At 40.1% G+C, this 17737-nt stretch carries 17 protein-coding genes and 2 tRNA genes; 1 reads left to right on the top strand and 18 read right to left on the bottom strand.

The features are described from left to right. From FXX65_RS05020 to FXX65_RS04935, 18 genes are all read right to left on the bottom strand, one after another. Positions 1-279 (bottom strand): 50S ribosomal protein L23, encoded by a 279-nt coding sequence (locus tag FXX65_RS05020; RefSeq protein WP_147615365.1) that lies wholly within the window; start codon positions 277-279, stop codon positions 1-3. Continuing rightward, positions 279-914, bottom strand: a complete 636-nt coding sequence (gene rplD / locus FXX65_RS05015) for a 50S ribosomal protein L4 (RefSeq protein ID WP_147613195.1) — start codon at positions 912-914, stop codon at positions 279-281. Before rplD ends, FXX65_RS05020 begins: the two co-directional genes overlap by 1 nt. 17 nt (positions 915-931) lie before the next feature. Beyond that, positions 932-1552, bottom strand: coding sequence for a 50S ribosomal protein L3 (gene rplC, locus FXX65_RS05010; protein WP_147613196.1), 621 nt, complete (start codon positions 1550-1552; stop codon positions 932-934). A 117-nt stretch (positions 1553-1669) separates the two neighbouring features. Beyond that, entirely contained in the window at positions 1670-1978 is a 309-nt protein-coding gene (rpsJ, locus tag FXX65_RS05005; RefSeq protein WP_078931303.1) for a 30S ribosomal protein S10, read from the bottom strand. A gap of 66 nt (positions 1979-2044) precedes the next feature. After that, positions 2045-3235, bottom strand: a complete 1191-nt coding sequence (gene tuf, locus FXX65_RS05000) for an elongation factor Tu (protein ID WP_147615364.1) — start codon at positions 3233-3235, stop codon at positions 2045-2047. A 560-nt stretch (positions 3236-3795) separates the two neighbouring features. After that, positions 3796-4266, bottom strand: coding sequence for a 30S ribosomal protein S7 (gene rpsG, locus FXX65_RS04995; RefSeq protein ID WP_147613198.1), 471 nt, complete (start codon positions 4264-4266; stop codon positions 3796-3798). 19 nt (positions 4267-4285) lie between these two features. Further along, positions 4286-4660 (bottom strand): 30S ribosomal protein S12, encoded by a 375-nt coding sequence (gene rpsL, locus FXX65_RS04990; RefSeq protein WP_078931299.1) that lies wholly within the window; start codon positions 4658-4660, stop codon positions 4286-4288. Between the two features lie 177 nt (positions 4661-4837). Continuing rightward, positions 4838-9103: a DNA-directed RNA polymerase subunit beta' gene (rpoC, locus tag FXX65_RS04985; RefSeq protein ID WP_147615363.1), complete on the bottom strand. Its 4266-nt coding sequence runs from the start codon at positions 9101-9103 to the stop codon at positions 4838-4840. Next, positions 9096-12638 carry a DNA-directed RNA polymerase subunit beta gene (gene rpoB / locus FXX65_RS04980; RefSeq protein ID WP_147615362.1) on the bottom strand — a complete coding sequence of 1181 codons (3543 nt, stop codon included), beginning with the start codon at positions 12636-12638 and terminating at the stop codon, positions 9096-9098. Before rpoB ends, rpoC begins: the two co-directional genes overlap by 8 nt. Positions 12639-12942: 304 nt before the next feature. Continuing rightward, entirely contained in the window at positions 12943-13320 is a 378-nt protein-coding gene (rplL, locus tag FXX65_RS04975) for a 50S ribosomal protein L7/L12 (protein WP_147613200.1), read from the bottom strand. A 154-nt stretch (positions 13321-13474) separates the two neighbouring features. Then, the gene (gene rplJ / locus FXX65_RS04970) at positions 13475-13990 is read right to left on the bottom strand and encodes a 50S ribosomal protein L10 (RefSeq protein WP_147615361.1); all 516 of its coding nucleotides are present in this window, start codon (positions 13988-13990) and stop codon (positions 13475-13477) included. Positions 13991-13993: 3 nt separating this feature from the next. Next, positions 13994-14674: a 50S ribosomal protein L1 gene (gene rplA, locus FXX65_RS04965; RefSeq protein ID WP_147613202.1), complete on the bottom strand. Its 681-nt coding sequence runs from the start codon at positions 14672-14674 to the stop codon at positions 13994-13996. Further along, the gene (gene rplK / locus FXX65_RS04960; protein ID WP_147615360.1) at positions 14674-15108 is read right to left on the bottom strand and encodes a 50S ribosomal protein L11; all 435 of its coding nucleotides are present in this window, start codon (positions 15106-15108) and stop codon (positions 14674-14676) included. The genes rplA and rplK overlap by 1 nt, the downstream gene beginning before the upstream one ends. A gap of 153 nt (positions 15109-15261) precedes the next feature. Further along, positions 15262-15822 (bottom strand): transcription termination/antitermination protein NusG, encoded by a 561-nt coding sequence (gene nusG, locus FXX65_RS04955; RefSeq protein ID WP_147613204.1) that lies wholly within the window; start codon positions 15820-15822, stop codon positions 15262-15264. 15 nt (positions 15823-15837) lie between these two features. Continuing rightward, positions 15838-16026, bottom strand: coding sequence for a preprotein translocase subunit SecE (gene secE / locus FXX65_RS04950; protein ID WP_147613205.1), 189 nt, complete (start codon positions 16024-16026; stop codon positions 15838-15840). 30 nt (positions 16027-16056) lie between these two features. Then, a tRNA-Trp gene (locus tag FXX65_RS04945) sits at positions 16057-16129 on the bottom strand. A 59-nt stretch (positions 16130-16188) separates the two neighbouring features. Then, a complete protein-coding gene (gene rpmG, locus FXX65_RS04940) occupies positions 16189-16365 on the bottom strand; it encodes a 50S ribosomal protein L33 (RefSeq protein WP_147613206.1) in 177 nt (58 codons plus the stop codon). A 46-nt stretch (positions 16366-16411) separates the two neighbouring features. Further along, positions 16412-16484: transfer RNA gene (locus FXX65_RS04935), tRNA-Thr, on the bottom strand. 180 nt (positions 16485-16664) lie between these two features. Here FXX65_RS04935 and epsC point away from each other — a divergent pair. After that, entirely contained in the window at positions 16665-17531 is an 867-nt protein-coding gene (epsC, locus tag FXX65_RS04930) for a serine O-acetyltransferase EpsC (RefSeq protein ID WP_147615359.1), read from the top strand. Positions 17532-17737: the final 206 nt, after the last annotated feature.

Below are 17737 nucleotides of genomic sequence, written 5' to 3'. Positions count from 1 at the left end.
TTAAACGCCCTCGAATACCTTAATTGTTTGACCTGGAGCCAAGCGAACTATTGCTTTTTTCCAGTCGGCAGTTTTTCCAGGTTTTCCACGAACCCGCTTAACTTTACCGCGAACATTTACAGTGGTAATTTTTACAACTGTAACATTGAAGAGTTTTGATACTGCTTCTTTAATCTGTGTCTTTGTCGCTTCAGGAAGAACTCTAAAAGTGTATTTTCCTTGTTCGCGCAAAGCGGTTGCTTTTTCAGAAAGTACTGGCTCAATAAGAATATCAGTCATTATTTAGCCTCCTCTTCTTTGTAGAATTCTGAAAGATTTTTTGCAGCCGATTCAAGCAAAATAACCTTTCTTCCGTAAAAGAGGTCATGTGCACGAAGGCGATTAAATGACAAAAAATAAACATTATGAAGATTGCGTCCTGCCTGTTTTATTTTTGCATCATTATCTTTAAGAATAATTACTGTGCGTTCATCTTTAGCAAAATTATTAAGAACTTTTACTAAATCTTTTGTTTTTCCGCTTTCTACAGTGAAATCTTCAACAACTGTAAGTCTGTCACTCTGTGCCTGAAGGCTCAAAATTGATTTCATTGCAAGGCGTTTTACTTTTTTAGGGAGTTCAAATCCAAAATCACGAGGTTTTGGTCCAAAAATTGTACCGCCTCCTACATTGATTGGAGATTTTTTGTCACCACGACGAGCATGGCCTGTTCCCTTTTGTTTGTATGGCTTAGCATTTGAACCGTGAACTTCGGAACGAGTTTTTGTACAAGCTGTTCCAACACGTTTGTTTGCTAATTCGTTATTGATGGCATAGTAAATAACATCTTCATTTACTGGGAGTCCGAAAATGCTATCATCAAGCGTAATAGTGCGCAGTTCTTTACCATCGGTTGAAAAAACTTTCTTATCCATTTCTCAATTCCTCCGGATTACTTCTTTACTGCAGACTTGATGATAAGTGTGCAATCTTTAACACCAGGAACTGCTCCGCGAACCATAATAACTTTAAGTTCAGGATCAATCTTAACAATCTTGAGATTCTGAACAGTTACGCGCTCAAACCCCATATGTCCTGGCATTTTTACATTTTTAAGGCTGTGTCCTGGTGTCGTACAATTTCCTGTACCACCTGCTTCACGATGGAATTTAGAACCATGTGTAGCCCTTCCTCCGTGGAAGCCCCAGCGCTTCATAACGCCTTGAAATCCCTTCCCCTTTGAAGTTGCAGTAACATCCAAATACGATGTTTTTTCAAACAACTCAAGACCAATCTGATCGCCAACTTTAACTTCCTGTTCGAATTCACGGAATTCTTTTAAATGACGTTTTGGCGATACGTTCTCTGGAAACTGCCCCTTGTATGCTTTGTTGATTCTTGACTCTTTTACATCATCAAGACCCAAAACAACAGCATCGTAGCCATTTGCTTCCTTTGTCTTTGTAGCAACAACTGTATTCGGTTCTACTTGGATCACGGTTACTGGTGTCAGTTCGCCGTTATTGTCGAATACCTGTGTCATTCCTACTTTTTTTGCAATCAGACCTTTCATTCTGATACATCTCCTATAGAAGAAAAATAATTTTTCTTCTCATTCGGCCGCCATCCCTGATCCAAGGGACCGTTACCGTTTTTCAATAAGACTTTTTCTGCAACGCAGACTTCGCTCTTATTGTTTAATCTCTACATCTACTCCAGCAGGCAGTTCAAGCTTCATCAATGAATCCATAACATCTGATGTCGGATTCAAGATGTCGATAAGGCGCTTGTGAGTTCTCATTTCAAACTGCTCACGAGATTTTTTATTTACGTGAGGTGAACGAAGAACAGTTACCTTATTGATTCTTGTAGGAAGAGGGATTGGTCCTGAAACCTTTGCACCTGCTTTCTGCACTGTCTGTACTATTGATTTTGCACTCTGATCTATAAGTTCAACATCAAAAGCACGAAGTCTAACACGAATTTTTCCGTTAGCCATTATTTTTACTCCAATGACGAAGAAACGACTGCTTTTACACAGCCGTCCCATCGATCACTAATTTAACTATTCAACGATCTTTGTAACCTGTCCAGAAGCGATTGTGCGACCGCCTTCACGGATAGCGAGTTTAAGACCTTCATCCATAGCGATTGGATGGATGAGTTCTCCGATGATTTTTACATTATCACCAGGTTTTACCATGTCTGTTCCAGGTTCGAGTTCAACTGTACCTGTGATATCAGTTGTACGGAAATAGAACTGTGGGCGATATCCTGTAAAGAATGGTGAGTGACGTCCACCTTCTTCCTTAGAAAGAACGTAAATCTGAGCTTCGAATTTTGTGTGTGGATGGATTGTTCCAGGAGCAGCAAGAACCTGTCCGCGAACAACATCTTTCTTTTCAATACCGCGGAGAAGGATACCAACGTTGTCGCCAGCCTGTCCCTGATCCAACAATTTATTGAACATTTCGATACCAGTTACAGTTGAAGACTGTGTTGGGCGGATACCAACGATTTCTACTGGATCGTTCATATTTACAACACCGCGTTCGATACGTCCAGTAACTACTGTACCACGACCAGAGATTGTAAAGATGTCTTCGATTGGCATCAAGAATGGTTTCTGTTCATCGCGAACTGGATCATCGAACCAAGTATCCATTGCGGTAAGCAATTCTTCGATACAAGCAGTATCTTCAGCAGAAGCTCCATCCTGAAGAGCTTTAAATGCAGAACCCTTGATGATTGGAGTATCAGGAGAGAATCCGTACTTCTGGATAGTATCTTTTACGTCTTCTTCTACGAGCATCAACATCTCTTCGTCGCCGTCGAGCATATCAACTTTGTTCAAGAAAACGATAATCTTTGGTACACCTACCTGACGAGCAAGCAAAAGGTGTTCCTTTGTCTGAGCCATTACACCGTCAGTTGCAGCAATTACGAGGATTGCACCATCCATCTGAGCAGCACCTGTAATCATGTTTTTTACATAGTCAGCGTGTCCAGGGCAGTCGATATGTGCGTAGTGGCGTTTGTCTGACTGATATTCCAAGTGACGAGTATTGATTGTAATACCGCGTTCCTTCTCTTCTGGAGCGTTATCAATTTCGTCATACTTCAAAAGCTTATCACCATACTTTTTTGCACAATATGTTGTGATAGCAGCAGACAATGTTGTCTTACCATGGTCTACGTGACCGATAGTACCAACGTTCATGTGAGGTTTAGTTCTGTTGAACTTCTCCTTTGCCATGTGTTTCTCCTAGCCGTTTACACAAAACGGCACTTTAAAGTTTTATATGTGATGCACTTTAAGCCAGAACAACGTCGCTCTCCTACGGAAAACTCAACGCTATTCGCATACACACTAAATTATTTTTATCCGACAGATGAATTGTTTACAGTATTCAGTTCTCCATAACTTTCGAAGAACTCTCGCGATACCACCTATCATCATCAGAATAAAATCCAAATAACTGGTCTGGCATTCGTAAATTATAAGTAAGCAAGAAGATTACTTACAACAGAAGCCTTGACTTTGTTTCTAAGGCTACCCAACCTGAAAATCGCAATGCGATTGACTTTACGGTTAAAGTCAGACTTAACATAAGTTGAAGTCTGTCTGAAAAATTCAAAGAACCCTAGATACGCCTAAAAAGTACAAAATGCTAAAAGGCGTGTCCGTAATTTATACAATTTTTAGAAAATAAGTTCAATAGTAAAAATGAATAAATTGATGATTCGTATAAAAATAAAGGTCTGCCGCTTAACTTCGACAGACCTTGTAATTGAAGAAAAAACTTCTTGTAAAAACTACCAACGATAGTGAGCAAATGCTTTGTTTGCTTCAGCCATCTTATGAACGTCTTCCTTCTTTTTGTATGCAGAGCCAGTGTTATTGAAAGCATCAAAAAGTTCTGCAGCCAAAGTTTCTGCCATACCGTGTCCACTTCTTGAACGAGCAGCACCGATTATCCAGCGCATTGCAAGAGCTTCGCGACGAGCATCTCTAATTTCCATTGGAACTTGATATGTTGCTCCACCAACGCGGCGAGATTTTACTTCTACAAGTGGCTTAACATTTTCAAGCGCCTTTGTAAAAACTTCCAAAGGATCCTGATTCGCTTTCGCTTTTAATTTATCCATCGCTTCATAAACGATTCTTGTACAAGTTTGTTTTTTTCCGTCGAGCATCATGCGAGAAACAAATTTCGTAACAACAGTGCTGTTGTACTTTGCATCAGGCATAACAGGACGATTTACTGATTTTTTATGTCTTCCCATAGTAATTCTCCTTTAAATATTATGCCTTTGGTCTCTTAGCACCGTACTTAGAACGACCGCGTTTGCGACCTTCAACGCCAAGAGTATCTTTTGTTCCGCGGATAATGTGGTAGCGTACACCAGGAAGGTCTTTTACACGTCCACCGCGGATTAAAACAACTGAGTGTTCCTGCAAGTTATGACCAATTCCTGGGATATATGCAGTAACTTCAATTCCATTTGACAAACGAACACGGGCTACCTTGCGGAGAGCCGAATTTGGTTTTTTAGGTGTTACAGTCATTACACGAGTGCAAACGCCGCGCTTCTGCGGACAAGACTCAAGTGCGGGAGCTTTAGTCTGGTTTGCAAGTGTCTGTCTACCTTTACGAATCAATTGATTTATTGTAGGCATCGCCTATTCTCCTATTTGTATGCCGGTCAGCACCCCGGACAAAATAAACATATAAAAGCCCTACGATATAAGTAGGTAGCATAATACTAATGAATTCAACTTGAAACAGTCAATACAGCCCAAGTTGAATTTCAGTAAAACCGGAACGAATTCAAAAAGATGAATTCGCCCTATTTTTTAATCTTCATCAGAAACCGACTCTACAACAGGTTCTTCAACCAGTTTTTCGTTTTCCTTTTCAATCCTTCGCCTTTCAAGAACTTCTTCCATCTGGATATCTAAATCGTTGTCTGAACCATCAAAGAGTTTTACGTTTCTGTAATTCTTTATACCGGTTCCGGCAGGAATCATGTGTCCGATGATTACATTTTCCTTTAAACCACGAAGTTTATCTTCTTCTCCCTTGATTGCCGCATTCGTAAGAACTCTTGTAGTTTCCTGGAATGAAGAAGCGGAGATGAATGAATCCGTAGCCAGAGCAGCCTTTGTGATTCCCTGGAACATTGGACGAGCGATTGCAGGCTCTCCACCAGCAGATATGATTCTTTCGTTTTCTTCGTGGAAGTGATACTTATCAACCTGCTGACCAAAGATGAACTTTGTATCTCCAGGTTTTACAACTTCAACTTTGCGCAACATCTGCCTTACGATAACACCGATGTGTTTATCATCGATAGCAACGCCCTGTGCAGAGTATACGCCTTGAATTTCACTCATAAGGTATTCTTGAAGTGCATTTTCTCCGAGAATTGCCAATATATCGTGAGCGCTTGCATCGCCATCACACAGCTGTTCACCTGCAATAACCTGGTCTCCGTCGCGAACTAAGAGGCGGCGTGTCATAGGAACGAGATGTTCAAATGATTTGCCGTATTCATCTTCTACAACGATTACACGCTTACCTTTTGTAATTCCTTTGAATTTTACAACTCCAGAAATCAATGCAAGTACGCAAGGAATCTTTGGTTTTCTTGCCTCAAACAATTCAGATACGCGTGGAAGACCCCCAGTAATATCGTTTGTCTTTACAGCAGCAACAGGCATACTTGCAAGTACTAAACCAGCTTCAACTTGCTGCTTATCTTCTACACGAAGAACAGCCCCCGCAGGAAGATAATAAGAACCAAGTTCGTTTCCAGCTTCATCTGTTATAAGAATACGTGGCTGTTTAACATCAAGGTGAAGTTCACTTATGCGTCGCTCCATTTTTCCAGAGTTAACATCGACAATTTCTTCCAAAGTTGAACCTGGAATAACATCTTCAAAGTGAACATAGCCGCTTACTTCTGCAATGATAGGCTCGGAGAATGGATCGAAAGTTCCAATTACATCGCCTGCTTTTACAACATCGCCAGTTTTTACGATGATTGTAGAACCGTTGCTTATTTCAACTTTCTGTTCGCCACCTGCAAGATACATATTTCCGTCGAGGATGAGGATTGTTCCGTTTTCTTTGGCAACTATATTTCCAGTTTTTCGTTCGATAAGAACAGTACCTTTGAGTACACGTGCGCCATCTTGAACAGAAACCTTATCTGATTTTTCAATTTTTACAGAATCTATAAGGTGAGTTGCAGTCATGCAGCCTTTACGAGTGAAAAGCCATGAACCGTCTTCTGTAACAACGTGTGTTCCAGTGATTTCTCCAAGTAGAACGTCGTATTTAAGAACGATTTTGTTGTCTTCAGTTTCCTTAGATGCAGTTCCTCCAACGTGGAAAGTACGCATTGTCAACTGTGTACCAGGCTGCCCGATTGACTGAGCTGCGATAACACCAACTGCTTCGCCAATTTCAACAAGCTTGTTGCGTGCCAGATTTTTTCCATAGCATTTTACACAAACGCCGTGCTCTGCTTCGCAAGTCAATACAGTGCGGAGTTTTACTTTTTCAACACCAGCATCTTCAATCTGTTTTGCAAGTTCATCAGAAATGTATTCGTTTGCCTCGCAAATCAAATCTCCAGTTACAGGATGAATTACACGCTCGATTGTAAAATGACCTGCAATTCTCTTTGAAATAGGAGTTACAATTTCGTCTCCATTTTTAATTGCAGTATAGTCAATTCCGTTTATAGTTCCACAATCTTCAACATTAACTACAACATCCTGAGCAACATCTACGAGGCGGCGTGTCATGTAACCTGCGTCTGCGGTTTTCAAAGCGGTATCGGTAAGACCTTTGCGTGCACCGTTTGAAGAAATGAAGTATTCGATAACCGAAAGACCTTCGCGGAAATTTGATTTTACAGGAAGTTCGATGATGTCGCCGTTTGGTTTTGCCATCAAACCACGCATTGCGGCAAGCTGCGAAATCTGTTTTTTAGAACCACGCGCTCCAGAGTCGGCCATCATAAATATTGTGTTAAAGCCGTCTTTATCCTTTTGGAGCTTATCGTACATGATTTCTGTCAATTTATCGTTTGTTCGAGCCCAGATATCTGTAACTTTGTTGTAGCGTTCGTCTGCAGTGATTACACCTCTTGAATACTGACCAACGATGTCTTCAACCTGCTTGTTTGCTTCGTCAACCATTGGCTTTTTCTCATCTGGAATAAGAATATCTTCCATAGAGAGAGTTGCACCAAAGAATGTCGCATTTTTATATCCACACGCCTTTATAGCGTCGAGCATTTGGATTGTAAGCCAAGCGCCTTTTACATGGAAAACTTTTTCAATCATCTTGCGCAAATCTTTGTCGCCCAAGCGTTTGTTTACAAAGCCAACTTCATCTGGCATTTCTGCATTAAAGCGAATTCTACCAGCAGTTGTGGTTATTATATCGCCAGCTTTAAATTCGCCTTCGTAAAAGGAATCCTTTGGTGAAGGAATTTGTATTCCTGCATTCCATTCAATAAATCCGTCTTCCGCAGCCATAATTGCTTCGTCATCGCTAGAAAAACGCTTGCCAGTTCCTTTTGAATTTGGTTTTACGGATGTCATATAGTAGATACCCAAAACCATGTCCTGCGAAGGATAAACGATTGTATTTCCGTTTGCAGGGTCAAGCAAGTTGCGTGCAGAAAGCATCAAAGTCCAGCATTCCATCTGTGCAGCCTGAGTTAGAGGAACGTGAATTGCCATCTGGTCGCCGTCAAAGTCTGCGTTAAACGCTTTACATGCAAGAGGATGCAATTTTAAAGCTTTTCCTTCAACCAAAACTGGTTCAAACGCTTGAATTCCAAGGCGGTGCAAAGTTGGAGCGCGGTTAAGCATTACAGGATGTTCGCGTACAACTTCGTCCAAAATTGCAAAAACTTCTGGAGATTCCTGCTCGACCAAAGTCTTTGCCTTCTTAATATTGAATACGATTCCTCGGTCAACGAGTTTTTTCATTATGAACGGCTTGAACAATTCGAGCGCCATCTTTGTAGGAAGTCCACACTGCCAAAGTTTTAATTCTGGCCCTACAACGATTACAGAACGACCAGAGTAGTCTACGCGCTTACCCAAAAGATTCTGTCTAAAGCGTCCCTGCTTACCTTTAAGCATATCGCTGATTGATTTTAAAGGTCTGTTAGAAGCACCCTTAACAACGCGCTTGCGTTTTGAATTATCAAACAAAGCGTCAACTGCTTCCTGCAACATGCGCTTTTCGTTGCGGATGATTATATCAGGAGCGGAAAGCTGCATGAGACGCTTGAGACGGTTGTTGCGGTTTATAACGCGACGATACAAATCGTTTAAATCCGATGTTGCAAAACGACCTCCGTCGAGTTGTACCATTGGACGAAGATCAGGCGGAATTACAGGAATTACATCCAAAATCATCCAGAAAGCTTTGTTACCAGATGAGCGGAAATCTTCAACAATCTGAATTCGCTTTAAAAGACGTTTGTCCGATTTTGCACCCTTTTCACGCATTTTTTCGCGCAATTCAGCAGCGAGTTCGTCCAGATTGATATTTTCGAGCATCGTCTTAATCGCTTCTGCACCCATGCCAGCGGTAAATGCCTGTCCGTAGCGTTCAACATTTTCATTGTATTCGTCTTCAGTAAGCAAATCGCCTTTTTTGAGTTCAGTATCGCCCGGATCGATTACGATAAATTTTTCGTAATACAAAACAGAGCGGAGCTGAGCAACCTGCATGTTGAGCAAGAGCCCCATGCGGCTTGGAACCGAACGATAATACCAGATATGGCTTACTGGAGCGGCAAGTTCAATATGACCAGTACGTTCACGGCGAACTTTAAAGTGAGTAACTTCTACTCCACAGCGATCGCAGATAACGCCCTTATAGCGAATTGATTTGAATTTTCCACAGTAGCATTCCCATTCTTTTGTTGTACCAAAAATGCGTTCGCAGAAAAGACCATCTTTTTCGGGTCTTAAAGTACGATAGTTTATCGTTTCTGGTTTTTTTACCTCTCCGTATGACCATGCTCTTATGTCATCTGGAGAAGCCAATTTAATTTTTATAGAGTCAAAATCTTGAATATCACGCATCTTCATTCTCCTTTTCGAATCCAGAACTTGCTTTATCTATAAGTTCTTGATCGCGTTCGGTAAGGGCAATTCTTTTTCCCTTTGCGTCATAAATAGTAAAATCCAAAGCAAGACCACGAAGTTCCTGCACCATTACATTAAATGATTCTGGAACACCTGCTGTAGCAGTAGGATCACCCTTTACAATTGATTCATAAATCTTTGAACGGCCGTTCATATCATCGGACTTTATAGTCATCATTTCCTGCAAGGTGTTTGCTGCACCGTATGCTTCCAATGCCCAAACTTCCATTTCTCCAAGACGCTGACCACCAAACTGCGCTTTACCACCGAGTGGCTGCTGAGTAACAAGTGAATAAGGTCCTGTAGAACGAGCATGCATCTTATCGTCAACGAGGTGGTGCAATTTAAGGAAGTAAATAACACCTACGAAGATTGGATTTACAAAAGGTTCACCCGTGCGTCCGTCGTGTACAATCTGCTTACAGTCTGGTGACAATCCTGCTTCCTGCAATTTTTCTGCAATCTGCTCCTGAGAAGGGGTCTGGAACGCAGGAGATTCAAAATACTGGTTCAAATAACGACCAACAATACCAAGTTCGCTTTCCATTATCTGCCCAATATTCATACGAGAAGGTACGCCAAGCGGATTCAAACAAACATCGAGCGGAGTTCCATCTGCTAAGTATGGCATATCTTCTTCTGGAAGAATTCTTGCAACGACACCTTTGTTTCCGTGTCGTCCTGCCATCTTATCGCCTTCGCGGAGTTTACGTTTATTTGCAATCAAAACCTTAACAACCTCGTCAACACCAGGACTTAAATCATCGCCTTCTGTTCTCTTCATTCTCTGAACGTCGATTATTACGCCTTCGATACCGTGAGGAACACGCAATGAAGAATCCCTAACCTCTTTAGCTTTTTCACCAAAGATTGAATTCAAAAGTTTGAATTCTGGGGTTGTTTCTGTTTCGGATTTAGGAGTTACCTTACCAACGAGGATATCGCCTGAACGAACCTTTGCGCCAATACGGATTATACCTTCTGCGTCGAGGTTGTTGAGCATTTTTTCGGAAGTATTAGGAACATCGCGAGTTATTTTTTCTGGCCCGAGTTTTGTTTCACGAATTTCTGTCTGGAATTCCTTTATGTGAATAGAAGTGTACATATCTTCTTTTACAACGCGTTTACTTATCAAAACAGCGTCTTCATAGTTGTAACCATTCCAAGGCACGAATCCTACCAGCAAGTTGCGTCCCAAAGAAAGCTCTCCATTAAATGTTGCAGGACCGTCTGCCAGAACAGCACCTTTTTTCACTTTCTCTCCAACTTCAACGGTTGGTCTTTGGTGGTTACAGGTGTCGTTATTCGTTCTCTGGTATTTCAAAAGTGGATATTCATCAACTTTATCACTTCCGTCAACTTTAACTTTTATGAGATCACTTTCAACCCAAATTACTTCGCCATCGTGTTTTGCCTTTATAAGAACGCCAGAATCGTAGGCCGCTTTCGCTTCCATTCCTGTTCCTACAAAAGGAGGTTCTGGGAACAAGAGAGGAACCCCCTGGCGCTGCATGTTACAACCCATCAATGCACGGTTAGCGTCATCGTGTTCAAGGAAAGGAACAAGAGAAGCTGAAACAGAAATTACCTGTCTAGGAGAAACGTCCATGTATTGAATGTCTTTTACATTGCGCGTTGTATAATCTCCAACGTGACGGCAAGATGCCATATCCGCAGGGAATGAACCGTCTGCTTTCATACCTTCTGCAACCTGTCCGACAAAATATTTATCCTCGTCCATAGCAGAAAGGTATTCAACTTTGTCAGTTGCTTTTCCATCTTCAACTTTGCGATAAGGAGTTTCGAGAAATCCATATTCATTTACACGAGTGTAAATCGCAAGAGAAACAATCAAACCGATATTTGGTCCTTCAGGAGTTTCAATCGGACACATTCTTCCGTAATGCGTATAATGAACGTCGCGGACTTCAAAGCCTGCTCTATCACGAGAAAGACCGCCTGGTCCCAAAGCGTTAAGACGGCGTTTATGAGTAAGTTCAGCAAGAGGATTAATCTGATCCATGAACTGAGAAAGTTGAGACGAGCCAAAGAATTCTTTGATTGCAGCAACGATTGGTTTTATAGAAATCAAATCTTGAGGTTTCATCGTTTCTGTTTCTTTTAAACTCATTCTCTCTTTTGCAATTCTTTCCATTCTGCTAAATGCGGTTTTAAGTTGATTCGTCATCAATTCGCCTACAGAACGGATGCGACGGTTTCCAAGATGGTCGATATCATCCAAAACTTCATTTCCGATGTAAACTTTTATGAGATGTTTCATCGTGCTTATTATGTCGCTTTTTACGAGAGTATGGCTTTCAACAGGTTCGGCATACATATCGAATTTTTTATTCAACTTGTAGCGACCAACCCTGCCTAAATCATAGTGGCGAATATTGAAGAACATTCCTTCAAGTTCATTTCTAGCCGCTTCTGCTGCCATAGGCTCGCCAGGTTTTAAAACAGAGAACACCGCAGAAAGAGCATCTTCGAGAGTAGGTTCCTCGTTAGAAGAGCCTTCTTTTGTGTACTTCATATCTTCACGCTCAAAACAGTTGATTATTATCATGCTGTCAAGCGATGGATTATGTTCGTCTTTACTGCCTTTACGAGAGCGAGCGTCAAAAAGAATCAAACAAACTTCTTTTATATCCTGCGAGATGATGTCATCAACTTCGTGCATGTGCAATTTCTCGCCCGCACGGAAGAGAACTTTTTCTTCTCCGTTTTCATCTTTTATAGTGAGTGCTTTAGCCAAAACTCTATCAACCAATTCTTCTTTTTTTGAAGGATCGATTTTTACGATTTCTGTCTTATAAAATTCTTTTATTATCTCTTCACGAGTCGAATACCCAAGCGCACGAAGGAAAATTGTTCCTAAGATTTTCTTTTTGCGGTCAATCTTTGCATAAATCAAATCTTTCTTCTGGTCAATCTCAAATTCAAGCCAAGAACCGCGATAAGGAATTATGCGTGAAGAGTACAAACCTTTCTCGTGGTTAAAAATAACACCTGGCGAACGATGAATCTGCGAAACAACAACGCGTTCTGCCCCGTTTATTATAAAAGTTCCACGGTCTGTCATGAGAGGAATATCTCCCATGTATATATCTTTTTGAAGTATTGCACCTGTATCTTTAAAATTTAAATTGATTCTTGCCTTTAGAGGAACAGAATAAGTTAAACCTTTCTGTTTGCACTGAAGTTCAGTAAATTTTATATTTTCTTCTTCGAGTTTATAAAATTCATACTCCAAAGACATATTACCGTCTGGGCTTTCGATTGGGAAAGTCGTATTAAAAACTTCCTGCAAACCTTTAGGTTCCAATGGTTCATTGCTGTCTACTTTTTCTTTTTGAAGGAAACTTTCATAGGACGAAAGTTGAATGTCAATCAGGTTCGGAATTTCCATGAAGTTCTGAATATCTTTTCCGAAGTACTGACGGTTTACTGTTCTGCTTTTAGCGAACATCTGTTACTCCTAGGAGGGAAACATTGCCTTTGATAAAATTGCTACATATCAAAAATGACGTATGACATACGCTATCTTGTGATACAGCACAAAATTAAAAAGCTAAAAATCGGCATAACACCGACCAAATTCTGATAAAAATCAGATTATATCTGTTGCATTTGCGCCAACAAGATAATTCTCTTTAGACACTAAAAGCTTACACACGAAAATCATTTATTTTGATCTCGCATGTAAGCATTTTTAAGAACAATGACCACAAAGAGCAGTCATCGCTAAATTTTTCAAGAAAATTGGATTTAACCTATTTCTTTGAAGCCTTACCACCAGCTTCTTCCATCTTTTTGATAAGTTCATCAGCTTCAGCTTTAGAAACACCTTCTTTAAGTGCTTTTGGTGCGCTTTCAACAAGTGTTTTTGCTTCGCCAAGACCAAGTCCGAGAGCTTCTTTAACTGCTTTGATAACAGCGATTTTCTTTGCAGCGTCAAAGCTGTCAAGAGTAACTGTAAATTCAGTCTGCTCTTCTTCTGCTGCACCACCAGCTGCACCTGGAGCGGCTGCAACTGCAACTGCTGCTGTAACTCCAAATTTTTCTTCCATTGCTTTAACGAGTTCTGATGCTTCGAGAACTGTCATGTTTGCGATTGCTTCAAGGATTTCATCCTTTGTAATTGCTGCCATATTATCTTCTCCTTAAAATAGGCATTTACCTTGATTTTACAAGGTTTGTTTTATTGCAGACGGAACAAACTGAACCGCTTAACCTGCAATATTTATCTGTTGCGAGGACAGTCGACAGCGATTGAAGCCTGACCTCGCTTCAACAAAAGGTTTATTAGTTAGCACCTTCTGCTGATTTTTTATCAACATAAGCCTGCAATGTAGCGGCAAGTTTTTGAACCGGACCATTGATTGTAGACATGAGCATAGCGATAAGCTGTTTCTTTCCTGGAACCTTTGAATAAGCTTCGATTTTTGCTTTATCGTAGATTTCATTCTGAATGTAGCCACCTTTTACAACAAGAGCTGGAACATCTTTTGCAAAATCAAAAAGAACTTTTGCAGCTTCGTTGCTGTCTTCTTTTGCCATTACAACTGCTGTAGGTCCTTTGAGGTAATCAGAAACGTTGTCAATCTTCATTTCCTCAAAAGCAACTCTAGCAAAATTATTCTTTACAACCTTAAAAGGTGCTTCGTGTTCACGGAGCTTATCGCGAAGAGCAGTAATTTGTTCTACAGTAAGTCCGCGATATTCTGCAAAGATAAAGTCGTTGTAATCTGAAAATACTTTTTTTGTTTCGTCAATAGCTGCTGTTTTAGCAGGCTGGAGTTTTTTTGCCATGATTGCCATAGATTACGCCTCCTCCTTAACATTTACCCAAACACCAGGTCCCATAGAAGAACTGATTGATATTGAGCGAACGAAATCTGCTTTTGCATCAGCAGGCTTTTTGCGGTCAATTTCTGTAAGGAGAGCAGTTACGTTTTCTGCAACCTTATCTGCATCCATAGAAACTTTACCAACAGCGATATGAACTATACCTTCTTTGTCTGCCCTGAATTCTGTACGACCTTTTTTAAGTTCGTTTATTGCATGAACAAGGTCATTAGTTACAGTTCCAGTCTTAGGGTTAGGCATAAGTCCTTTGCGTCCCAAAACCATACCCAGACGACCTACATCTTTCATCATATCAGGAGTTGCAACTGCAACGTCAAAGTCGAGCCAACCACCCTTTACTTTGTCGATGTATTCGGTAGAACCAGCATAGGTTGCACCAGCATCCAACGCTTCTTTTGCACGTTCTTCAGAACAGAATACGAGAACTTTCTTTTCTGCGGTAAACTGATTTGGGAAAACCAATGTATCACGCATCGTCTGGCTCTTTCCAAGGCGAAGAGCAACGTGAAGTTCTACAGTTTCATCAAATTTTACAAAATGAATATCTTTTACAACTTTGCATGCTTCAGCAACAGCATAATGCTTGAGTGGGTCATATTTCTTAAGAGCATCAGAATATTTTTTTCCGTGTTTCATTATTCAGCCTCCACTTCTACGCCCATACTGCGCGCAGTACCTGCGATAATTTTCTTCGCTGCTTCAATATCGTTAGCATTGATGTCTGGCATTTTAGTTGTTGCAATTTCTGTAAGCTGTGCCACAGTAAGCTTTCCAACTTTATCACGAAGAGGATTTCCAGAACCCTTAGGAAGACCAAGTGCCTTTTTTATAAGAACCGCAGCAGGCGGAGTCTTAAGTTCAAAAGTGAATGAACGGTCTTGATAAACGGTGATGATTACAGGGATTATAAGTCCCTTTTCCATTGACTTGGTTCTGTCATTAAACTGCTGAACGAACACTGGTGCAGAAACACCGTGAGGTCCAAGAACTGGTCCTACTGGTGGCGCAGGAGTTGCAGATCCCGCAGGACACTGTAATTTAATGACAGCCGTTACCTTTTTTGTAGCCATTTTATAGCTCCCTTAATTGGTGTCGGGCTTTTTGCAATTAAAAAGCCACTAGCGAAATACCTATATCCAACGGACTTGTATTTCTTCCAAATATAGGAAAAGCCCTGCGATAAACAGAGCCAATTCTATCAAAAATAAAAATATCTAAAAATCTTAAACAAGTTTTTCAACCTGTAACAAATCAACCTCTACAGGAGTTGCTCGTCCAAAAATTTGAACCATAACCCTGAGTTTACCTTTTGCAAGATCGATTTCTTCAACAGAACCACTGAATGTTGCAAAAGGACCGTCGGTAATCTTAACTTGGTCTCCAACAGCATAATTCTGTTTGATTTTAACGCTTTTGTAGCCTTTAATTTCACCTGCTTTTTGAAGTAGATTTTTTGCTTCATCCGCAGAGATTGGACGAGGCTTATCCGATGGATTAGTTCCGACAAAACCTGTAACTCCCTGAATTTTACGAATTGCGCCGCATGGATTTTTCCATCCTATATCTGGCAAATCCATTTCGAGCATTATATAACCAGGAAGGATCATATTCTTTTTGATTTTTTTCTTTCCGTCTTTTATTTCAATTACTTCTTCTTCAGGAACCTTAACGTCAGTTATGACATTTGAATCCAAATCTCCAGCAGCAAGCATTGTATTTATAGTGCGGAGAATCTTTTTTTCATAACCTGTATAAGTATGAACGATATACCAGTTTTTAGACATAACAGACCTTCAAGTTTAAGCAGCAGGGAACAACAAATTCATTCCAGCAGAGAACGCTATGTCAAAAACACCGAGAATAATTGCAATTACGATTGTAGAAACGATAACAACCTTTACAGAAGCAATCACATCTTGTCTTGTAGGCCAAACAACTTTTCTAAGTTCAGCACCGCATTCTTTAACAAATTCAGTTACCTTTGACATAACTTTCCTCTACTTATCTATTTTTAATAACAGGCCGGGCAAGACTCGAACTCGCGACACTCGGTTTTGGAGACCGATGCTCTACCAACTGAACTACCGACCTAAATATATCAAGTCGTCATTTGTTCGCAAAAAGACGACCTATATAAAATTTTAAGAAACTTATTTTGCTTTTGTTTCTTTGTGCAAAATTTCCTTGCGACAGAATGGACAATATTTGTTCTTCTCTAATTTACCAGTTATATTTTTGCGGTTTTTTGTAGTAGTGTAATTCTTGCGTTTGCATTCTGTACACTGAAGAGCAATAATATCGATTGAAGTCTTTTTCTTGCTACCCATTTTTTTTCTCCTAAAAGATTTAGAAAATACTTATTAAGCATTTATAAGCTCTCGAGCGGAATCGGACCGCTGACCTCATCGTTACCAACGATGTGCTCTGCCAACTGAGCTACAAGAGCAGGTCAACAATGACGTGTTTTAAGAATTTAAAGAAACAAGGCGTTTTAGTCAATAGCAAAAAGAATTTGTTTTAGAGCATTGTAGTATCTTGTTAAAATTTATGCTAATTTTTAAGCCGATTTTTAATTATTTTCAATGAAAAACAAAATATGCGTTATCGCTTTTTTAAGGACTCTGTTATGGATATGAATACGCTTGTAGAAAAAATTCTTTCTTCTTACGAAGAGATTGGTGGCATAAACGGTGCTGGAATAAATCGCTTTCCAAACAGAGAAAATGTTGTTTCCGTATTAAATGAATTACAGTGCTTGATTTTTCCCGGATACAGAACCGCAGAAGACATAGATTCAATAAACATTCGCTACATAACAGGACAGCGCGTAAACAGGATAATCACAATTCTCACAAAAGAAATTCAAAAAGCGTTGATTTACAAAAAAAAATCCTGTGGCAATTGCAGTGATACAGAAGAATTTGAAAAACGCCAGTGCTTTGGACTTGCAGAAAAAATAACTCTTGACTTAATCGAATCCATTCCAGATTTGAGAAAGAAAATTCACTTGGACACGTTGGCAATTTCTGCTGGAGACCCGGCGGCAAAAAGCGAAGAAGAAGTCATCGTTTCATATCCGGGATTGGAAGCGATAGTTGTATACAGAATCGCACACTTTTTATACACCTGCGGAGTACCTGTTATTCCAAGAATAATGTCCGAATACATACACGGAAAAACAGGAATCGATATTCATCCTGGTGCAACCATTGGCGAAAGTTTTTTTATAGACCACGGAACAGGTATTGTAATTGGCGAAACTACAATTATTGGCAAGCGCGTAAAAATATATCAGGGAGTAACACTCGGCGCATTGAGCGTAAGAAAAAATTATCAAGATAAAAAAAGACATCCAACTATAGAAGACGATGTTACAATTTATGCGAATGCAACAATTCTTGGCGGACAAACTGTAATCGGCAAAGGTGCTGTAATTGGCGGAAACACTTGGATAATAAAATCCGTTCCAGAAGGCACAATCGTAAATCAATAAAAAAAAATTAAAAATGTAGATTTAAAAAAAGCCAAAGTTAAAAAAAGGAAGAGATTTAAAAAAAATAACAGGGTTACCTAAAAACAACGTTCCTAAGCAACCCTGCCGTCCAGCAAGCTGGACATCGGAGAGAGTTTATCAGCTTTTTTACAAGCTATTTAGAATGTACTTTACTAAAAAAAAAAGTCAACCTTAAAACAAAAATA

This window comes from Treponema pectinovorum (assembly GCF_900497595.1).
GTDB classification, from domain to species: Bacteria; Spirochaetota; Spirochaetia; order Treponematales; family Treponemataceae; genus Treponema_D; species Treponema_D pectinovorum.
This window is presented reverse-complemented; position numbering and strand designations above follow the sequence as displayed.

What these genes read in the sequence shown, in the direction of transcription:
- FXX65_RS05020 (WP_147615365.1), bottom strand. Translation starts at nt 279, where the DNA reads ATGACTGATATTCTTATTGAGCCAGTACTTTCTGAAAAAGCAACCGCT.
- rplD (WP_147613195.1), bottom strand. Translation starts at nt 914, where the DNA reads ATGGATAAGAAAGTTTTTTCAACCGATGGTAAAGAACTGCGCACTATT.
- rplC (WP_147613196.1), bottom strand. Translation starts at nt 1,552, where the DNA reads ATGAAAGGTCTGATTGCAAAAAAAGTAGGAATGACACAGGTATTCGAC.
- rpsJ (WP_078931303.1), bottom strand. Translation starts at nt 1,978, where the DNA reads ATGGCTAACGGAAAAATTCGTGTTAGACTTCGTGCTTTTGATGTTGAA.
- tuf (WP_147615364.1), bottom strand. Translation starts at nt 3,235, where the DNA reads ATGGCAAAGGAGAAGTTCAACAGAACTAAACCTCACATGAACGTTGGT.
- rpsG (WP_147613198.1), bottom strand. Translation starts at nt 4,266, where the DNA reads ATGGGAAGACATAAAAAATCAGTAAATCGTCCTGTTATGCCTGATGCA.
- rpsL (WP_078931299.1), bottom strand. Translation starts at nt 4,660, where the DNA reads ATGCCTACAATAAATCAATTGATTCGTAAAGGTAGACAGACACTTGCA.
- rpoC (WP_147615363.1), bottom strand. Translation starts at nt 9,103, where the DNA reads ATGCGTGATATTCAAGATTTTGACTCTATAAAAATTAAATTGGCTTCT.
- rpoB (WP_147615362.1), bottom strand. Translation starts at nt 12,638, where the DNA reads ATGTTCGCTAAAAGCAGAACAGTAAACCGTCAGTACTTCGGAAAAGAT.
- rplL (WP_147613200.1), bottom strand. Translation starts at nt 13,320, where the DNA reads ATGGCAGCAATTACAAAGGATGAAATCCTTGAAGCAATCGCAAACATG.
- rplJ (WP_147615361.1), bottom strand. Translation starts at nt 13,990, where the DNA reads ATGGCAATCATGGCAAAAAAACTCCAGCCTGCTAAAACAGCAGCTATT.
- rplA (WP_147613202.1), bottom strand. Translation starts at nt 14,674, where the DNA reads ATGAAACACGGAAAAAAATATTCTGATGCTCTTAAGAAATATGACCCA.
- rplK (WP_147615360.1), bottom strand. Translation starts at nt 15,108, where the DNA reads ATGGCTACAAAAAAGGTAACGGCTGTCATTAAATTACAGTGTCCTGCG.
- nusG (WP_147613204.1), bottom strand. Translation starts at nt 15,822, where the DNA reads ATGTCTAAAAACTGGTATATCGTTCATACTTATACAGGTTATGAAAAA.
- secE (WP_147613205.1), bottom strand. Translation starts at nt 16,026, where the DNA reads ATGTCAAAGGTAACTGAATTTGTTAAAGAATGCGGTGCTGAACTTAGA.
- rpmG (WP_147613206.1), bottom strand. Translation starts at nt 16,365, where the DNA reads ATGGGTAGCAAGAAAAAGACTTCAATCGATATTATTGCTCTTCAGTGT.
- epsC (WP_147615359.1), top strand. Translation starts at nt 16,665, where the DNA reads ATGGATATGAATACGCTTGTAGAAAAAATTCTTTCTTCTTACGAAGAG.